Here is a 17,322-nt window from a genome sequence, read left to right on the forward strand (position 1 = left end):
CGGATTCGTTCGATGACTGATCGGACAGGAGGTCGAACCATGGCACGCACACGGCTCACGCCCGAGCGTGAGAGCGAGCTGTACGCCGCCGTGCTCGACCTGCTCCGCGAAGTCGGCTACGACGCCCTCACGATGGACGCCGTCGCCGCCCGTACGCATTCCAGCAAGGCCACCCTCTACCGCCAGTGGGGGAGCAAGCCGGCGCTCGTCGTCACGGCGCTGCGGCACAACAAACCCGGCACCCTCGGCGATGTCGACACCGGCTCGCTGCGCGGTGACTTCCATGCCGTGCTCAGCCGCAGTGACGACTGTCAGATGGAGAAGGACGCCGCGCTGATGCGGGGTCTGAGCCATGCCGTCCACAACAACCCCGACCTCCTCCAGGCCCTGCGGGAACTGCTGGTCGAACCGGAGATGACCGGTCTCGACTCGCTGCTGCGCCGGGCCGTGGACCGGGGAGAGGTGAGCCCGGACAACCCGGCGCTCAGATACGTACCGCACATGCTGATAGGCGCCTTCGCCACTCGGCAACTGGTCGAGGACCGCCCGGTCGACCAGGCATTCCTTCTCGATTACGTCGACTCCGTGATCCTCCCCGCTCTCGGCGTCTGACCTCAGGTCCCCGCGCTTTCCCGCACGGCCCCCTCCCCAAGCCCCACCTGACACGCCGCTCTCGTCGTCGGGCTGGTTCCTCACGCCCTTTTCCACTCCACGACCTGACCGGGAGTACGCCCCCGTGGCCACATTCCTCTACAAGCTCGGACGGCTCGCCTTCCGGCGCCGCCGCTATGTCGCCCTGATCTGGGTGGCACTGCTGGCGCTCGCCGGATTCGGCGCGTCCTCCGCAGCCACCGCGACCTCCAGCTCCTTCTCCATCCCCGGTACGGAGGCCCAGAAGGCCTTCGACCTGCTGGAACAGCGCTTCCCGGCCGCCAGTGCGGACGGCGCCACCGCGCGCATCGTCTTCAAGGCACCCGACCACGAGAAGATGACGGACCCGGCCAACAAGGCCGAGGTCAACAAGATCACCCGGGAGCTGAAGGAAGGCTCCGACCAGATCGCCTCCGTCACCGACCCGTACACCGGCAAGGCCGTCTCCAAGAACGGCTCCACCGCGTACATCTCGGTGTCGTACAAGGTCAACTCGATGGAGCTGACCGACGCGACCCGGGACGCGCTGGAGGACGCCGGCACCCACGCCCAGAAGAGCGGGATGACCGTCGAGATCGGCGGTGACGCGCTCCAGGTGATGCCGGAGACCGGCGCCACCGAGGTCATCGGCATCGCGCTGGCCGCCGTGGTCCTCGTCATCACCTTCGGCTCGCTCATCGCGGCCGGGCTGCCGCTGCTCACCGCCCTGATCGGCGTCGGCATCGGGGTCTCCACGATCACCGCCCTGGCCAACGTGCTCGACCTGGGCTCCACCACCTCCACGCTCGCGATGATGATCGGCCTCGCCGTAGGCATCGACTACGCGCTGTTCATCGTCTCCCGCTACCGCGCCGAGCTGGCCGAGGGCCGGGAACGCGAGGAGGCGGCGGGCCGGGCGGTCGGCACGGCCGGGTCCGCGGTCGTCTTCGCCGGGCTCACCGTGGTCATCGCCCTCGTCGGCCTGGCCGTCGTCAACATCCCGATGCTCTCCAAGATGGGCTTCGCCGCGGCCGGCACGGTCGCCATCGCGGTCCTCATCGCCCTCACGCTCGTCCCGGCCCTGCTGGGCTTCGTGGGCAAGCGCGTCGTGGGCCGCAAGGCCCGTAAGGCCGCCGACGCGGCGGACAAGCCCGAGGCGAAGCCGAACATGGGCACCCGCTGGGCCCGGTTCGTGCTGCGCAAGCCGGTCTGGGTGCTGCTCGTCGGCGTCCTGGGCCTCGGCGCCATCGCCGTACCGGCCGCCTCGCTGGAGATGGGCCTGCCGGACGACGGCTCCCAGCCCACCAGCACCACCCAGCGCCGCGCCTACGACCTGCTCTCCGAGGGCTTCGGCCCCGGCTTCAACGGGCCGCTGCTCGTCGTCGTGGACACCGAGGACAGCGCGGACGGCAAGGCCGCGGCCAAGCAGGTCGGCGATGAGATCGCCGGGATCAAGGGCGTCGTCGCCGTCACCCCGGCCACGTTCAACAAGGCCGGCGACGCGGCGATGATCACCGTCGTCCCGAAGGACCGCCCGAGCTCCGTCGAGACGGAGAACGTGGTCCACGCGATCCGCGACGCGGGCAAGGACATCAAGTCCGACACCGGCGCCGAGGTGCTGGTCACCGGCGCCACCGCGATGAACATCGACTTCTCGCAGAAGATGAACGACGCGCTGCTGCCCTACCTGGCGCTCGTGGTCGGCCTCGCCTTCCTGCTGCTGATGGTGGTCTTCCGCTCGGTGCTGGTGCCGCTGAAGGCGGCGCTCGGCTTCCTGCTCTCGGTCGTCGCGGCCCTGGGCGCGGTCGTCGCGGTCTTCCAGTGGGGCTGGCTCGGCTCGCTCTTCGGGGTCGAGCAGACCGGTCCGATCATGTCGATGATGCCGATCTTCATGGTGGGCGTGGTCTTCGGCCTCGCGATGGACTACGAGGTCTTCCTCGTCACCCGGATGCGTGAGGCGTACGTCCACGGCGAGAAGCCCGGCCAGGCCATCGTCACCGGCTTCAAGCACGGGGCGCGGGTCGTCACGGCCGCCGCCGTGATCATGATCGCGGTGTTCTCCGGCTTCATCGGCTCCAGCGAGCAGATGATCAAGATGATCGGCTTCTCGCTCGCCATCGCCGTCTTCTTCGACGCGTTCATCGTGCGCATGGCGATCGTGCCCGCCGTCCTGGCGCTGCTCGGCAAGCGCGCCTGGTGGCTGCCGCGCTGGCTGGACCGCGCGCTGCCCAACGTGGACGTCGAGGGCGAGGGCCTGCGCAAGGACCTGGACGAGCCGTCGTCCGGCGACTCGGGGCCGGAGTCCGGCGGGGAGCGTGAGCTGATCCGCGTGTGACCCACGCGGACTGAACTCCGGGGCCGCGTCCGAGCGGTGCGCGGCCCCGGGAGCCCGGGTTACCTGTGGGGACGGGGGGCCGGGGCGGCGAGAGCCCCCGTGCATGGGTGCACGGGGGCTCTCGGCGTGTGTCAGGCGCGGGCGGTCTCCGGCCTCGGCGCATCGTGGTGCGCGACTCCGTGCCGCGCCGCATCGTGGTGCGGCGCCTCCTGGTGCGTACGCCGCAGGAAGCGGACCATCGGGGCGCAGTCGAACTGGACGACGTCGACACCGGCCGTGTCGTGGCGCTCCACGACCACCTGGACCCTGCCGCACGGCCATATCCGCCAGCCGTCCTGCTCGACCGGGTAGCGCAGCCCGCGTTCCAGGAGCTCGCGGTCGACGGCCCACTCCGTGCCGCCCGGGTAGGCGATGCGGATCGTGGCGGGGGAGTCCGCGCCGTCGAACCGCAGCTCGACCGGGACGACGGGCAGGTCGCGGGCGTCGGTGACGAGCCGGGCGCGTGCATGGTCATGGATCACGGAGGACATGGGCCGACTCTCCATCCTGCTTCTGCAACTTTGTTATCTAATGTCCCATATTTTACGTAAAGGGCACTACGGAAGTCCTATGCAGTTGTGGTGGACGCGCTCTTGCGAACGCTTCGCAACAAGGTCCTATCATTGAGAGGTTCACGACCCCGCGCACCCGGCGCAGCAACGCGAGAACGCAGGAAGCGGAGCCTCCCCCATGCATGTACCCGACGGATTCATCAACGCACCCGTCTCCGCCGTGGCGGGCGTCGTCGCCGCCGGAGCCGTGGCCGTCAGCCTCAGGGGGGCCCGCCGGGAGCTCAACGAGCGGACCGCGCCGCTGGCCGGTCTGGTCGCCGCCTTCATCTTCGCCGTGCAGATGCTGAACTTCCCCGTCGCCGCCGGCACCAGCGGCCATCTGCTCGGCGGGGCGCTCGCCGCGATACTCGTCGGGCCGTATACAGGTGTGCTCTGCATATCCGTCGTCCTGCTGATGCAGGGCATCCTCTTCGCCGACGGCGGCCTCACCGCGCTCGGCGTCAACGTCCTCGACATGGGCATCACGACCACGGTCGTCGCCTACGCGCTCTTCCGCGGCCTGGTCGGCGTGCTGCCGCGCACCCGTCGCTCGATGACCGTCGCCTCCTTCGTCGCCGCGCTGGTCTCCGTACCGGCCGCCGCCTGCGTCTTCACCCTCCTGTACTGGATCGGCGGGACCACCGACATCCCGATCGGCAAGGTCTTCACCGCCATGGTCGGCGTGCACGTCCTCATCGGCATCGGCGAGGCCGTGATCACCGCGCTCACCGTCGGCGCCGTCCTCGCCGTCCGCCCCGACCTGGTCCACGGCGCGAAGGGCCTCGCCGCCCCGCTCAAGCTCCGCGTCGACGGCGAACTGGTCGACGCCCCGGCGCCGGTCCGCGAGCCCGCCCCCGCCGCGCACCGCCCGACCCGCGGCCTCTGGGTCACCGGCCTGGTCACCGCCCTCGTGCTCGCCGGGTTCGTCTCCTTCTACGCCTCCGCCAACCCGGACGGCCTGGAGAAGGTCGCCACCGACCAGGGCATCGACAAGAAGGCCAAGGAGCACGCCACCGCGGACTCCCCGCTCGCCGACTACGGCGTCAAGGACGTCTCCAACGCCCGGCTCTCCGGCGGCCTCGCCGGGATCATCGGCGTCGGCGCCACCCTCGTCGTGGGCAGCGGCGCCTTCTACGTGGTCTCCCGCCGACGCCGTACGCAGGGCGAGGCCGACACCCGTACCGAGGAGAAGGTCTGACATGGGCGCAGGCCACGCGCACAAGCTCTACCGGCACGGGCACTCACCGGTCCACGACCTGCCACCGCACTGCAAGCTCGCCGCCGTCTTCTGCTTCGTCGTGGTCGTCGTCTCCACTCCGCGCGAGGCCGTCTGGGCCTTCGGGCTCTACGCGCTCCTCATCGCGGGCGTCACCGCGCTCGCCCGCATCCCGGCCGGCTTCCTGCTCAAGCGGCTGCTGATCGAGGTGCCGTTCGTCGCGTTCGCCCTGCTCATGCCGTTCGTCGTGCCCGGCGAGCAGACCCACGTCCTCGGCCTCTCCGTCAGCGTCCCCGGCCTCTGGGGCGCCTGGAACGTGCTGGCCAAGGGCACGCTCGGCGTCGCCGCCTCCGTGCTGCTCGCCTCCACCACCGAGCTGCGCGAACTGCTGCTCGGCCTCCAGCGCCTCAAGCTGCCGCCGCTGCTCGTCCAGATCGCGTCCTTCATGATCCGGTACGGCGATGTGATCACCGACGAGATGCGCCGCATGTCCATCGCCCGCCGCTCGCGCGGCTTCGAGGCGCGCGGCATCCGGCACTGGGGCGTCCTCGCCAAGTCGGCCGGGGCCCTCTTCATCCGCTCCTACGAACGCGGCGAACGCGTCCACCTCGCCATGGTCAGCCGGGGCTACGCGGGCACCATGCCCGTCATCGACCAGGTGACCGCATCCCGCACCCAGTGGGCGTACGCCTCCGCCCTCCCGGTGCTCGCCCTCGCCGTGTGTCTGGTGGGATGGACCGTATGAGCCCCGACCCCGCCCCCGTACCGCCCTCCCTGGAGGTCAGCGGCCTCGCGTACGCGTATCCCGACGGCCACCAGGCGCTCTTCGGCGTCGACCTGACCGTCGGACGCGGCGAACGCGTCGCGCTGCTCGGCCCGAACGGCGCCGGCAAGACGACCCTGGTCCTCCACCTCAACGGCATCCTGGAGGCGGGCGCCGGGTCGGTGCGCGTCGCCGGGATGCCGGTCGACAAGCGGAACATGGCCGAGATCCGCCGCCGCGTCGGCATCGTCTTCCAGGACCCCGACGACCAGCTCTTCATGCCCACCGTCCGCGAGGACGTCGCCTTCGGCCCCGCCGCCGGGGGCCTGCGCGGCGCGGAGCTGGAGGAGCGGGTCATGGAGGCGCTGCAACAGGTCGGCATGGAGGAGTACGCGGGCAGGCCGCCGCACCACCTCTCCTTCGGGCAGCGCCGCCGCGTCGCCGTCGCCACCGTCCTCGCCATGCGGCCGGAGATCCTGGTCCTGGACGAGCCCTCCTCCAACCTGGACCCGGCCTCCCGGCGCGAACTCGCGGACATCCTGCGCTCGCTGGACGTCACCGTCCTGATGGTCACGCACGACCTGCCGTACGCGCTGGAGCTCTGCGCCCGCGCGGTGATCCTCAGCGACGGGGTCATCGCCGCCGACGACCGCACCCAGGACCTCCTCTGCGACGAGCCCCTGATGCGCGCCCACCGCCTGGAACTCCCCTTCGGCTTCGACCCGCGTTCCGTGACGGTGAATTCCGGGTGACCCGCCCCACCTCCCACCTGCGGCGCCGTGCACCATGGGGGCATGAGCGGGAGTGCGGCAGCAGGCGTGGACGTACGGGGTACGGCGGCGCCCGGATTCGAAGCGGTCCGGGACGCGTTCGTCCGTAACTTCGAGCAGCGCGGGGACCGGGGGGCGGCGGTCGCCGTCTACCGGCACGGGCGCAAGGTGGTCGACCTGTGGGCCGGCACCAGAGACGTGGACGGCACCGAACCCTGGGCCGTCGACACCGTCCAGGTCGTCCGCTCCGCCGGCAAGGGCATCGCCGCGGCCGTCCCGCTGCTGCTCCACCAGCGCGGCCAGATCGACCTGCACGCCCCGGTCTCCACGTACTGGCCGGAGTTCAAGGCGAACGGCAAGGAACGCGTCCTCGTCCGCCACCTCCTCGCCCACCGGGCGGGTGTCCCGGCCCTGGACCGGCCGCTGACCCCGGAGGAGGCCGCCGACGGGGTGAGCGGGGCGCACGCCGTCGCCGCCCAGGCCCCGGCGTGGGAGCCCGGCACCGCGCACGGCTACCACGCGCAGACCTTCAGCTGGCTCATCGGCGAACTCGTGCGCCGCGTCACCGGGCGCACCGTCGGCCGCTGGGTCGCCGAGGAGATCGCCCGCCCGCTCGGCCTCGACTTCTGGTTCGGCATCCCGGACGACGAGGCCCACCGGGTCGGCCGGATCGGGCCCGTCGAGCCGCCCGCCGCCGAGAACAGCGGGGCGCTGCGGATGCGCCCGAAGCGGTCGGTGGTGGACGCCTACCGCGACCCGGAGTCGCTGACCCGGCGGGCGTTCGGCGCGATCGACCCGCTGCCCGACGAGAACGACGCGGCGTACCGGGCCGCCGAACTCCCCGCGTCCAACGGCACCGCGACCGCGCGCGGCCTGGCCCGCTGCTACGCGGCGATGATCGGCCCGGTGGACGGCCAGCGGCTGTTCGCCCCGGCGACGCTGACGCTGGCGCGCACGGAGGAGTCGGCGGGCCCGGACCAGGTCCTCGTCGTCAACACCCGTTTCGGTCTCGGCTACATGCTCCACGGCCCGTCGAGCCCGCTCCTCGCGCCGGGCTCCTTCGGCCACCCGGGCCGGGGAGGCTCACTGGGCTTCGCGGACCCGGAGAGCGGGATCGCCTTCGGGTACGTGACGAACGGCCTCCAGAAGGGGGTCACGGCGGACCCGAGGGCGCAGGCGTTGGTGAGGGCGGTGCGGGGGGTGTTGTGATTGCTGTGTGCTTCGGGGGAGTTGCCGCCGGCCGCCCCGGCTCCAGGCCCTGACCCGCGCGGTACGGTCGGCGCTATGACTCGCTTCGATGGATACGCCGTCCTCATCACCGGTGCGGGCCGGGGCATCGGCGCCGCCACCGCCCGCCTGCTGGCCTCGGAGGGCGCCCGCGTCCTCGTCACCGACCTGGACGGCGACCGGGCGGAGACCGTCGCGGCGAAGATCCGGGCGGCCGGCTTCACGGCCGAGGCGCTGGTCTGCGACGTGGCGGACCGGGCGGCGGTCGAGGCGGCGGTGGCGTACGCCGTGGAGACCTTCGGCGGGCTCGACGTCCTCGTCAACAACGCGTATTCGTGCAGCCTGGACAGCACGCTCTTCGAGGACGAGCCGGACGAGACCTGGCACCGCGACCTGGACGTCAGCCTGGGCGGCGCGTACCGCTGCGCGCGGGCCGCGATGCCGCACCTCGCGGCGTCGGGCCGGGGCGCGATCGTCTCCATCGGCTCCGTCAACGGCATGCAGGACTTCGGCAACCACGCCTACAGCGCCGCGAAGGCGGGCCTGGCCAGCCTCACCCGCACCCTCGCCGGCCACGCGGGCCCCCGCGGCGTCCGCGCCAACCTCGTCGTCCCCGGCACGATCCGCACCGACGCCTGGGCGGGCCGCGAGGCGGAGTTGGACCGGGTCACCGCGCTCTACCCGCTGGGCCGGGTCGGGGAGCCGGAGGACATCGCGAAGGCGGTGGCGTTCCTGGCGTCGTCGGACGCGGAGTGGATCACGGGGACGTCGTTGTGCGTGGACGGGGGGCTCACGGCGGTGAACACGGGGTTCCGGGCGGCGGTTTCGGAATAGCCGGGCCCGCCCGCGAACGCTTGAGGTCCTCCTGTGCAAGTACGGGGTGAGACCGCCGCCCCGGCGGTCCGGGACAGGAGACTTCATGGACCCGGACGAGGATCTGCTCGCTCGTTCCGCACGTGAACCCACGGCCTTCGAGCCACTGGTGGCCCGGCACTCGGACGCTCTGCACGGCTACCTCGTACGCCGCGCCCCGGCCGCCGCCGACGACCTGCTCTCCGAGGTGTGGCTCCAGGCGTACGCCCACCGCGCGACGTTCGACGCCGCGCGCGGCTCCGCCCGGGGCTGGCTCTTCGGCGTCGCCCGCAACGTGCTGTCCCGCCACCGGCAGACCGCGGCGCGCGCCGCGGCCCGCGAGGAGCAGCAGCCCGACGCCGTGACGGCCGACCCCTGGCAGGCGGTCGACCAGCGCCTGGACGTGGCCTCGGTGGCCCCGGAGCTGCGCCGCAGACTCGCCGAACTCCCCTTCTCGGAGCGCGAGGTGCTGCTGCTCGTGGCCTGGGAGCACCTGACCCCCGCCGAGGCGGCCGCCGCCGTCGGCATACCCGCCGGAACCGCCCGTTCCCGCCTGCACCGGGCCCGCGCCCGCCTGCGCGACGGACTGACCGGCTCCGCCCGTACGACCCTGACGGGAGACTTCGCATGACGCACGAGAACCACCCCACGGACCTGCTCGACTTCCCCGGCGCCGCCGCCCTGGAACGGGCCGGCCGCACCGAACCCCTCGACCCGGCGGTCCAGGCGCGCGCACACGCGCTGATCCTGGACGCGATCGCGGCGGACGCCGCACCGGCCCCCGTTGCCCGCCCCCGCTTCGGACGCCGCCGGGCCTTCGCCCTCGCGGCGGCCGTCGCGGCGGTGGCGGTGGGCGCGGCGGTCCTCCCGGTCACGGACTTCGGGGGCGAAGGCCCGGCCGCCACCGCGTCGGCGTCGGAGGTGTTCACGAGCATGGCGGACCACATCACCCTCTCCGAGGCGGTCAACGCGCAGACGATCACCGACGCGTACTGGAAGACGACCATCCGGACCTGGTCCGAGGGGAAGCGGGCCCACACCGACGACATCTACCTGGGCCGCGACAGGGTCGTGATCAAGCCGGAGAACGGCTCCACGATCACCAAGAAGAGCCTGAATCTGGCCACTTGGCGCGTCGGCACCGCGCGGCTCCGCTGGGACGACCTGGACGCCCTCCCCACCCGCCCCGACGCACTTCGCAGCGCACTCTCGGCCGGTGCGAAGGGCTCCGCCGCCGAACAGACCGTCCTCCAGGCCGGCGACCTGCTGACCGACGCCCCCATTTCGCCGAAGCTGAGGGCGGCGCTCTACCGCGTCCTCGCGGACACGCCGGGCGCCGTGGTGACGGAGGGCGTCAAGGACGCGACGGGCCGCACGGGCACCCGTATCTCCTGGAAGTGGAAGGAGAAGAGGGCCTACGAGATCCAGAGGGATGTGCGGCCCGGCTCCGAGACCCAGGACGAGAAGCGGCCCGGATACGAGATCCACGAGGAGAAGCCGACCGGCGTCGAGATCTACAACCCGAGCTGGATCGTGCAACCGTCCACCGGCCGCCTCCTGGAACGCGACTACACCCCCGCCGGCAAGGACGGCCACATCACCGACCGCGACACATACCTGTACGCGGGCCCGGCGAAGACCACGGCCTGAGGCTCGCCGCCGCCCACGGCCGCGCGGCGGACGGCCGCCAGGCCATGGGCGGCGGCCAGGACAACCGCCCCACCGGCTGGGCTCAGTCGCCGGAGCAGCCCCAGAAGTAGATCTCCTGCGGTTCCCCCCGGTCGTCATGGAGCACGGCGCACCGCCCGTACCAACGCCGGCAGTCGAACTCCTCGAACCTCGGCACGTGATCCCGGGTGAGCTTCCGCGTACCCAGGACACGCAGCGCCTCGTCCTCCGTCACCTGCTTCATCGTGGAGTAGTCCGGCTCCTCGTCCGGCCCGATGATCCGGAAGATGTCGAGGATCGAGTGGGTCCCGGCTTCCTGGGCGATCTCGTCGGCCCACAACTCCTCCTCGGTCTCGGGCCACGGCAACCGCTTCTCCTCCGGCCTCCAGTCATCGCCCGAAATCCAGGAGTAGTCCCGCTCCTGGAAGACCCTGCGCCGCAGGGCATCGAACGCCCCGACGAGATCCTCCTGATACGGAACCGAGTAGTCCCACCCCGACGCGCCCATACGGCCCCTCCCCATCCCTCTTCCAGAACGGCCGGACGCTAACAGCGACCACTGACAATCACCGGCGCCAAGAGCGGTCGGGTGTGAGCCTGTGCCAAGATCACGGGATGCTGCGACTCACCGATTTCATCATCGACTGCCCGGACACGATGAAGCTGGCGGCCTTCTATTCCGAGGTCACGGGCCGTCCGGTGAAGGAGGGCAGCTCCGAGGACTGGGCCGGCATCCGGTTCGGCGAGATCGAGTTGGCATTCATCCGGGTGGCCGACTACCGCGCTCCGCAATGGCCCGACAGCGAGCACCCCAAGCAGTTCCACCTCGACTTCGAAGTGGACGACATCGAGTCGGAGCAGCGCCGCGTACTCGACCTCGGCGCGACGCTCAGGCAGGACTTCATCGGCCCCAACGGCTACGGCTGGCGGGTCTACACCGACCCGATCGGCCACCCCTTCTGCCTGTGCCGCAACAAGGGCGTCGTCTGGACCGACCAAGGCCCGGTCTGGCCCGAGCGCGACTAGCCCCTCGCACGCCCCAAGAGTGCCCCCCAACGCCGACCGGCCCCCCAGGAACAATCCCAGGGGGCCGGTCGCGGCGTGGCCGTTCCCTCAAACGGGGACGCCGAGGTGGGGTTCCTGCTGCTGGGGCGCAGGGTGCCTGGTGCGGGTCACCGCGAAGGCGCCCGGGCCCGTCACCGTCAGCAGCAGGAGCGTCCAGCAGAAGAGGGCCGCGGGTTCGCCGCCGTTCTGGATGGGGAGCAGGGCCGCCGGCTGGTGGACGTCGAAGTACGCGAAGGCCATCGAGCCGGAGCCCAGGAAGGCGGCCGTGCGCGTGCCGAGACCGAGGGTGACCAGGAGCCCGGCGGCGAGCTGGATGACGGCCGCGTACCAGCCGGGCCAGGTGCCCGCCCGGAGGGTCTCGCGGCCCAGCACGCCGAAGAGCGAGGCGATGCCGTGGCAGGTGAACAGCGACCCGATGACGATGCGGAACAGGCCGAGCACGTAGGGCCGGGCGCGGTCCAGGTGGTGAGTGGTCATCATGAGCGCCGGTCTCCCGTCAGCTGTATACGCCGAACTCGTAGAGCGAGTAGCCGTAGCCGGAGCCGCGCGCGGTGCCGTTGACGCGTACGTAGCGGCCCGTGCCGGTGACGTCGAGGTCGTCGATGTCACCGTTCCCGTCGGTCACGGTCTTGATCGTCGTCCAGTTCTGGCCGTCCTCCGACGTCTGGATCTCGTAGCCCTTGGCGTACGCCGGGTCCCACGCCAGCTGCACGTGCTTGATGGCCGTGGAGGTGCCCAGGTCGACCTGGAGCCACTGCGGGTCGCTCCAGTCGCTCGCCCAGCGGGTGTCGAACTTGCCGTCCACCGCGTTGTCCGCGCCGCACGGGCAGCCGCCGGTCGGGTCCGTCTGGAAGGAGGAGGCCGTGGCCGGCTTGCCCTGCGAGACGTTGGTGCCGTCCACCTTCGGCGGGATCACCTTGAGGGACTTCGTCTCGATGCCCACGTTGCCGTGGCCGTCCCGGGCCTTCACGTACACCTTGTAGACGCCCGTCTTGCTCGGCGCCTTCGCGGTCAGCGTGCCGTCGCCGTTGTCCTTGGTCTCGGCGGGGACCAGGGCCTTGTTCTGGTCGATGTAGTTGCTGCTGAAGAGCACCTGGTAGGTGATCGCGTCGCCGTCCGGGTCCGTGGTGTGCGTGCTGACGCGCACGTCGGAGCCGGTGGGGACGCCCTCGGTGGCGTTGTCGACGGTCATGTCGGAGATCACCGGCGGCGTGTTGTCACCGGAGGTGTCCGCGCCGTACGCCTTCTTCACCGCGTAGTACGAGAGCCGCTTCTCGCCGCCCGGCAGCACGTTGAACCAGACACCGCCGAAGTCGTCCTCGGTGCCGTAGTGGAACATCGTCGCGCCCAGGGCCACCCCCGTGTGCCCCGTGACGCAGCCCCATGCCTTGGTGTAACCCTCGGCCTTCGCGGCGTCGGTGGGCTCGTCCGGTACGCCGTTGGCGTCGTCGTCCACCTCCCACTCACCGGCCGGGCCCGTCTCCGTGACGATGTAGGGCTTGTCGTAACCGCCCTGCTCCCAGTCCGACTTTACGTTGCAGACCGCGTCGTAGGCGTTGACCGCGTAGAGGTCCAGGTCCGGGGCGTTCTTCTTGTAGTACGGCCAGGCGCCGGTCCACGCGTCCGTGGAGGTGACCGGGTGGTTCGGGTCGACCTCGTGGATCTTCTTCGCGATGTCGTTGACGAAGGAGGTGTACGCGTTGCGCTGGGCCTCCAGCTCGTCGCCGCCGTAGCAGTTCTGCAGGCCGAGCGTGGACTCGTTGCCGACGTTCCACATCAGCACGCCGGGGTTGTCCTTGTAGGTGTCGACCCACTTCGGGAACTCGGCGAGCATGTCGCTCTTGTACTGCGTGTCCGTCAGGTAGTTGACGCAGCCGCCGCTGCCGGGGCCGCCGCCGGGCTGGAGCCAGAAGCCGGCGATCACCTTGACGCCGTTGGCCGCCGCCGTGTCGAACAGCGGCTTGCTGGTGGCGTCCGTGCCCCAGGTGCGGATCGTGTTGACGCCCATCGACGCCACGTCGGGCATGTACTTCTCGGCGTCCGCGACCGAGGGGCCCCAGGTGAGGCCCTTGACCGTATACGGCGAACCGTCCACGGTCAGCTGCCAGTCGCCCTGCGAACCGGTGACCTTCACGACGTTGCCGGCCGCCTGCGCCGCCGGCGCCTGGAGGGCGAGCAGTCCGCCGCCGAGCAGCGCGGCCGCGGCGACGGGCGCGATCAGGCGCCGGGTCGTACGGGTGGGGGGATGGTGCATGTGTCTCTCTCCTTGCGTGTGGGGGGAGTTGGGGGGATGGGGAGGTGGTGCTGTGCGCGCGTGGTCCGGGGCCTCCGCGATCATGGAGAGCGCTCTCCGGTATGGGCCGAAAAAAGGCCCCGGACCTGTGGGGGTGCGCGCGGTGCCGGCTACGGCAGCTCGTAGTTCCCGTCGAGCACCGCACCCTTGTCGGGGTGGTTCTCGTCGTAGCCGTGCGGGTCGCACTGGAGGCCGCCCTTGATGCAGTGGGTGACCATGGCGTCCAGCGTGGCGGTGTCCCAGCCGTTCATGAAGTCGTAGTGGAACGAGAAGCCCGCTCCGCTCGCCAGCTTCACCTGCGACATGTCGCCGTTGACCGGCCACGCCATCTTGAACTCGATCATCGGCAGCGCGACCGGGTGGTCCGCCGGGCAGGAGTTGTAGTTGGCTCCGCCCGCGACCGGGTATGCCATGTGGCTCTTGTGGTCCGGCGTGTCCAGGTGGATGCCGTCCCAGCAACTCGGCGCCTGGAGTCGCAGGTTGAGCTGCACGTCCCGGCGGTCGGGGCAGCTGGCCGGGAAGTTGTAGTTCTTGAAGGAGTCACCGCACTCCCAGCCCTCGACGGTGCCCTTCAGGTTCTTGAACTCCTCCTCGCTCTGCATCGGGCTGCCGACCACGTACCGCAGGCCCTTGGGGAAGGGGCGCACGCTGCGGTAGTCGGTCACACCCGACTTGTAGTAGATGGTCTGGACGCCGTCCGGGAGGACCTTGGTGTCCCCCTTGAACAGACTCGGCATCCAGTAGCCCGACTTGTCACCGGGCGCCAGGCACGTGGTGTCGCCGGACTCCAGCGAGGCGGCGGTGGTGTACGCGTCCGTCGTGGTGTTGCCCATGAACGTGTGGTCGTGGGACTTGCCGGGCTGGCCCGGGTAGACGATCGGGTCGTCCGGCGCGGTGTGCGTGGGGGCGCACTTGGCCTGGAACTCGTGGAAGTACGCCGTCGGCGGCACGTCCATCGAGGGGGTGACCCCGGTGACGGGCGGGTCGGCCATGATGTAGCCGTCCCCGTCCGGGTCGTCGCCGGACGCCTTCGTGGACGCCGGCATGCCGGGCATCCCCGGCATCGAGTAGCCCGCGTGCTCGGTGTGCGCGGCGGCGCTCGTCTCGGGGGCCGCGTTCGCCGTGGCGGCGATCCCGGCGATCCCGGCCGTGGTCAGGCTCAGCGAGGTGAACAAGAGCAGTCCGGTGAGGGTTCTGGACCTCCGTGGCATGGAGACCTCCTGCTGCGTCGTGGGGGAGCGTGGGGTGAGGGGAGGGCGCCCGGCCGGGGAGGACGGAAGCACTGCGGTCATTCTTGGAGAGCGCTCTCCCGTTGTTTCTGGAGTGTTCCGTCCCTGACAAGAGCGTGTCAATACTTCGGGTCATGGCTTCATGAGTCCTCCCCGTCCGTTACGGGGATGCCGAGCGCCCCCAGGAACGCCGTCGCGGCCGGGGTGCGGCCGGACCGGCTCCAGGTCGCGTGCTGTACGCGGACCGGCGCGTCGGAGACCTCGACCGCGACGATGCCCGGGAGTTGGACGGCGTACGCGGGCGGCAGCATCGCCACCGCCAGGCCCGGGGTGACGAGGCTCGCGATGTAGTCCGCGGTGGTGACCTCGAAGGCGACGTCCCGGACGAGTCCGGCGGCGGCGAACGCCTGGTCGGTCTGGGCGCGTCCGGCCGTGCCCGCCGGGAAGTCCACGAACACCTCCGAGGCGAGTCTCCGCAGGTCCACGAAGGGCGCCCCGGCCAGCGGATGGTCCGGGGCGACCACGGCGACGAGCCGGTCGCGGGCCAGTTCGTGGCGGCCGACGCCCCGGGGCACGGCGGTCGCGGGCAGCCCGAGGAAGGCCACGTCGAGGGTGCCCTCGCGGACCTGCTCGACCAGCTCGTCGCTGGCGCCCACCCGCAGGCTGACCCGCACCTGGGGGTGGCGCCGGCGGAAGTCGCCCAGGGCGGCCGGGAGGTCGACGGCGGTGACCGTCGGGATCAGGCCCACCGCGAGCCGGCCGCGCACCTCGCCGACGGCCGCCGCGACCTCGGCGGCGGCGCGCTCGGCGGCCTCCAGGCACTGGCGGGCGGCCGGCAGGAACGCCTCACCGGCCGGGGTGAGCCGGACCCGGCGGGTGGTCCGCGCGAAGAGCCGACCGCCCAACTCCCTTTCCAGGCGGGCGATCTGGTGGCTCAGGGCCGACTGCACGACGAGGCACCTCTCGGCGGCCCGGGTGAAGCTGCCGGTCTCGGCCACGGCGATCACGTAACGCATCTGCTGGAGCTCCATGGGTGCATCATGCATTCATCGTGTATCGAGATCAATGCGGTGACGAGCATGTGTTGGACTCATCAATGGGCCCGGACCGAGACTCGGGACATGACAAGCCGACCCACGCGGGGGGCTGCCGGGGCGCTGCCCCGTACCGCCCTGACCGCGCTCGCCCCGGCGGTGTGGGGCACGACCTACATCGTCACCACGGAGTTCCTGCCGGCCGGGCACCCGCTGTTCGCCGGCTTCCTGCGCGCCCTGCCCGCCGGTCTCATCGCCCTCGCCCTCACCCGCACGCTGCCGCGCGGCGTCTGGTGGGGGAAGGCGGCGGTGCTCGGGGTGCTCAACATCGGGCTCTTCCTGCCGCTGCTGTTCATCGCGGCCGAACGGCTCCCCGGCGGCGTCGCCGCGACGCTGGGCGCCGCGCAACCGCTCGTCGTCGCCGTCCTCGCGGTGGCCGTCCTGCGCCAACCGCTGGGAGCGCGGCCCCTGTTGTGGGGTGTTACGGGGGTGCTCGGCGTCGGCCTCGTGGTCATCGGTCCCGGGGCGGAGCTGGACGCGGCCGGGGTGGCGGCCGGTCTCGCCGGGGCCGCGACGATGGGGCTCGGCGTGACGCTCACCAAGCGGTGGGGGCGGCCCGAAGGCGTCGGGCCGCTCGCCTTCACCGGCTGGCAGCTCACCGCCGGGGGCCTCTTCCTGGCGCCGGTGACCTTCCTCGCCGAGGGTGCGCCGCCCGCGATCGGCGGCCGGGCCGCGCTCGGCTACCTCTGGCTGGGCCTGGTCGGCGGGCTGCTGACGTACGCCCTGTGGTTCCGGGGGATCGGCGCGCTGCCGGTGACCTCGGTGGCCGTCCTCGGCCTGCTCTCGCCGCTCGTCGCGGCCGGCCTGGGCGCGCTCGTCCTCGGCCAGACGCTCGGCCCGGTCCAGCTCACGGGCTTCGCGCTCGCCCTCGCCTCGATCGTCGGGGGCCAGCTTCCGGGGCGCGCCCGAACGTCGATCGTCCCCGCAACTCCCGTACCCGAAAGGACCCCTCGATGAGGATCGCCGTCATCGGAGCCGCAGGCATGGCCGGTTCCCGCGTCGTCACCGAAGCCGCGAACCGGGGCCATGCGCTCCTCGCGGTGTACCGCTCCACCCGGCCGGACGCCCTGCCGCCCGGCGTCACCCCGGTGGCGGGCGACGCGGACGACACCGACGCGATGTGCGCCCTGTTCGACGGGGCCGACGCGGTGGTCGCCGCGACCCGGCCGCCCGTGGGGCGCGAGCACACGATCGCCGCGACGACGACAGCCCTGCTCGACGCGGCGGCGAAGACCGGGACGCGCGTCCTGGTGATCGGTGGCGCGGGCCCGTTGGAGGTCCCCGGGCACCCCGGGCGGCTGGTGGTGGACGACCCCGCGTACGTACCGCCGCAGTGGCGCACGGTGGCCGCCGCCAGCTCGGCCCAGCTCGCCGCCTGCCGGGCGCACCCGGCGGCCGACTGGACCTACCTCAGCCCGCCCGCCGTCCTGGAGCCTGGCCCCCGCACGGGTGCGTACCGCCGGGGCACGACGACCCTGCTCGCTACGGAGGGCGGCGCGTCCCGCATCGCGGTGGAGGACCTGGCGGTGGCGGTGCTGGACGAGCTGGAACGACCGCGCGGGGAACGGCACTTCACGGTGGGCTACTGAG

Annotated in this window: 18 protein-coding genes; 12 read left to right on the plus strand and 6 right to left on the minus strand. The window is 71.7% G+C overall.

The features are described from left to right. Positions 1-39 precede the first annotated feature (39 nt). Together ACIQZN_RS29005 and ACIQZN_RS29010 are read left to right on the plus strand one after the other, a co-directional pair. Positions 40-612: a TetR/AcrR family transcriptional regulator gene (locus ACIQZN_RS29005; RefSeq protein WP_403999938.1), complete on the plus strand. Its 573-nt coding sequence runs from the start codon at positions 40-42 to the stop codon at positions 610-612. Between the two features lie 124 nt (positions 613-736). Next, positions 737-2,965: an MMPL family transporter gene (locus ACIQZN_RS29010; RefSeq protein ID WP_403999941.1), complete on the plus strand. Its 2,229-nt coding sequence runs from the start codon at positions 737-739 to the stop codon at positions 2,963-2,965. Between the two features lie 131 nt (positions 2,966-3,096). Here the strand turns inward: ACIQZN_RS29010 and ACIQZN_RS29015 are convergent, their stop codons facing one another. Continuing rightward, the gene (locus tag ACIQZN_RS29015) at positions 3,097-3,495 is read right to left on the minus strand and encodes an SsgA family sporulation/cell division regulator (protein ID WP_403999944.1); all 399 of its coding nucleotides are present in this window, start codon (positions 3,493-3,495) and stop codon (positions 3,097-3,099) included. 199 nt (positions 3,496-3,694) lie between these two features. On the opposite strand from ACIQZN_RS29015, the gene ACIQZN_RS29020 reads away from it, so the two are divergent. From ACIQZN_RS29020 to ACIQZN_RS29050, 7 genes are all read left to right on the plus strand, one after another. After that, on the plus strand, positions 3,695-4,753 hold the full coding sequence (locus tag ACIQZN_RS29020; RefSeq protein ID WP_403999947.1) for an energy-coupling factor ABC transporter permease: 1,059 nt from the start codon (positions 3,695-3,697) through the stop codon (positions 4,751-4,753). Between the two features lies 1 nt (position 4,754). Continuing rightward, complete coding sequence (cbiQ, locus tag ACIQZN_RS29025) at positions 4,755-5,516, plus strand: cobalt ECF transporter T component CbiQ (protein ID WP_164624603.1); 762 nt, start codon at positions 4,755-4,757, stop codon at positions 5,514-5,516. Further along, a complete protein-coding gene (locus tag ACIQZN_RS29030; protein WP_403999950.1) occupies positions 5,513-6,286 on the plus strand; it encodes an energy-coupling factor ABC transporter ATP-binding protein in 774 nt (257 codons plus the stop codon). The genes cbiQ and ACIQZN_RS29030 overlap by 4 nt, the downstream gene beginning before the upstream one ends. Before the next feature lie 66 nt (positions 6,287-6,352). After that, the gene (locus ACIQZN_RS29035; protein WP_404000101.1) at positions 6,353-7,513 is read left to right on the plus strand and encodes a serine hydrolase domain-containing protein; all 1,161 of its coding nucleotides are present in this window, start codon (positions 6,353-6,355) and stop codon (positions 7,511-7,513) included. Between the two features lie 75 nt (positions 7,514-7,588). Continuing rightward, entirely contained in the window at positions 7,589-8,365 is a 777-nt protein-coding gene (locus ACIQZN_RS29040; RefSeq protein ID WP_403999953.1) for an SDR family NAD(P)-dependent oxidoreductase, read from the plus strand. Positions 8,366-8,450: 85 nt separating this feature from the next. Further along, positions 8,451-9,014: an RNA polymerase sigma factor gene (locus ACIQZN_RS29045; protein WP_403999956.1), complete on the plus strand. Its 564-nt coding sequence runs from the start codon at positions 8,451-8,453 to the stop codon at positions 9,012-9,014. Further along, the gene (locus ACIQZN_RS29050) at positions 9,011-10,033 is read left to right on the plus strand and encodes a hypothetical protein (protein ID WP_403999959.1); all 1,023 of its coding nucleotides are present in this window, start codon (positions 9,011-9,013) and stop codon (positions 10,031-10,033) included. Before ACIQZN_RS29045 ends, ACIQZN_RS29050 begins: the two co-directional genes overlap by 4 nt. Before the next feature lie 82 nt (positions 10,034-10,115). Here the strand turns inward: ACIQZN_RS29050 and ACIQZN_RS29055 are convergent, their stop codons facing one another. After that, the gene (locus ACIQZN_RS29055; RefSeq protein ID WP_403999962.1) at positions 10,116-10,559 is read right to left on the minus strand and encodes a hypothetical protein; all 444 of its coding nucleotides are present in this window, start codon (positions 10,557-10,559) and stop codon (positions 10,116-10,118) included. A 107-nt stretch (positions 10,560-10,666) separates the two neighbouring features. On the opposite strand from ACIQZN_RS29055, the gene ACIQZN_RS29060 reads away from it, so the two are divergent. Next, complete coding sequence (locus tag ACIQZN_RS29060) at positions 10,667-11,077, plus strand: VOC family protein (protein ID WP_403999965.1); 411 nt, start codon at positions 10,667-10,669, stop codon at positions 11,075-11,077. Between the two features lie 87 nt (positions 11,078-11,164). Here ACIQZN_RS29060 and ACIQZN_RS29065 read toward each other — a convergent pair whose 3' ends face one another. From ACIQZN_RS29065 to ACIQZN_RS29080, 4 genes are all read right to left on the minus strand, one after another. Then, positions 11,165-11,596: a DoxX family protein gene (locus ACIQZN_RS29065; RefSeq protein ID WP_403999968.1), complete on the minus strand. Its 432-nt coding sequence runs from the start codon at positions 11,594-11,596 to the stop codon at positions 11,165-11,167. Between the two features lie 16 nt (positions 11,597-11,612). Beyond that, a complete protein-coding gene (locus ACIQZN_RS29070; protein ID WP_403999971.1) occupies positions 11,613-13,370 on the minus strand; it encodes a discoidin domain-containing protein in 1,758 nt (585 codons plus the stop codon). Positions 13,371-13,519: 149 nt separating this feature from the next. Beyond that, entirely contained in the window at positions 13,520-14,620 is a 1,101-nt protein-coding gene (locus ACIQZN_RS29075) for a DUF1996 domain-containing protein (protein ID WP_403999974.1), read from the minus strand. 158 nt (positions 14,621-14,778) lie between these two features. Beyond that, complete coding sequence (locus ACIQZN_RS29080) at positions 14,779-15,669, minus strand: LysR family transcriptional regulator (protein ID WP_403999977.1); 891 nt, start codon at positions 15,667-15,669, stop codon at positions 14,779-14,781. Between the two features lie 90 nt (positions 15,670-15,759). On the opposite strand from ACIQZN_RS29080, the gene ACIQZN_RS29085 reads away from it, so the two are divergent. Then, a complete protein-coding gene (locus tag ACIQZN_RS29085) occupies positions 15,760-16,689 on the plus strand; it encodes an EamA family transporter (protein WP_403999980.1) in 930 nt (309 codons plus the stop codon). Further along, positions 16,686-17,321 carry an NAD(P)-dependent oxidoreductase gene (locus ACIQZN_RS29090; RefSeq protein ID WP_403999982.1) on the plus strand — a complete coding sequence of 212 codons (636 nt, stop codon included), beginning with the start codon at positions 16,686-16,688 and terminating at the stop codon, positions 17,319-17,321. Before ACIQZN_RS29085 ends, ACIQZN_RS29090 begins: the two co-directional genes overlap by 4 nt. Position 17,322: the final 1 nt, after the last annotated feature.

The organism is Streptomyces sp. NPDC097595, assembly GCF_044761525.1.
GTDB classification, from domain to species: domain Bacteria; phylum Actinomycetota; class Actinomycetes; order Streptomycetales; family Streptomycetaceae; genus Streptomyces; species Streptomyces drozdowiczii_A.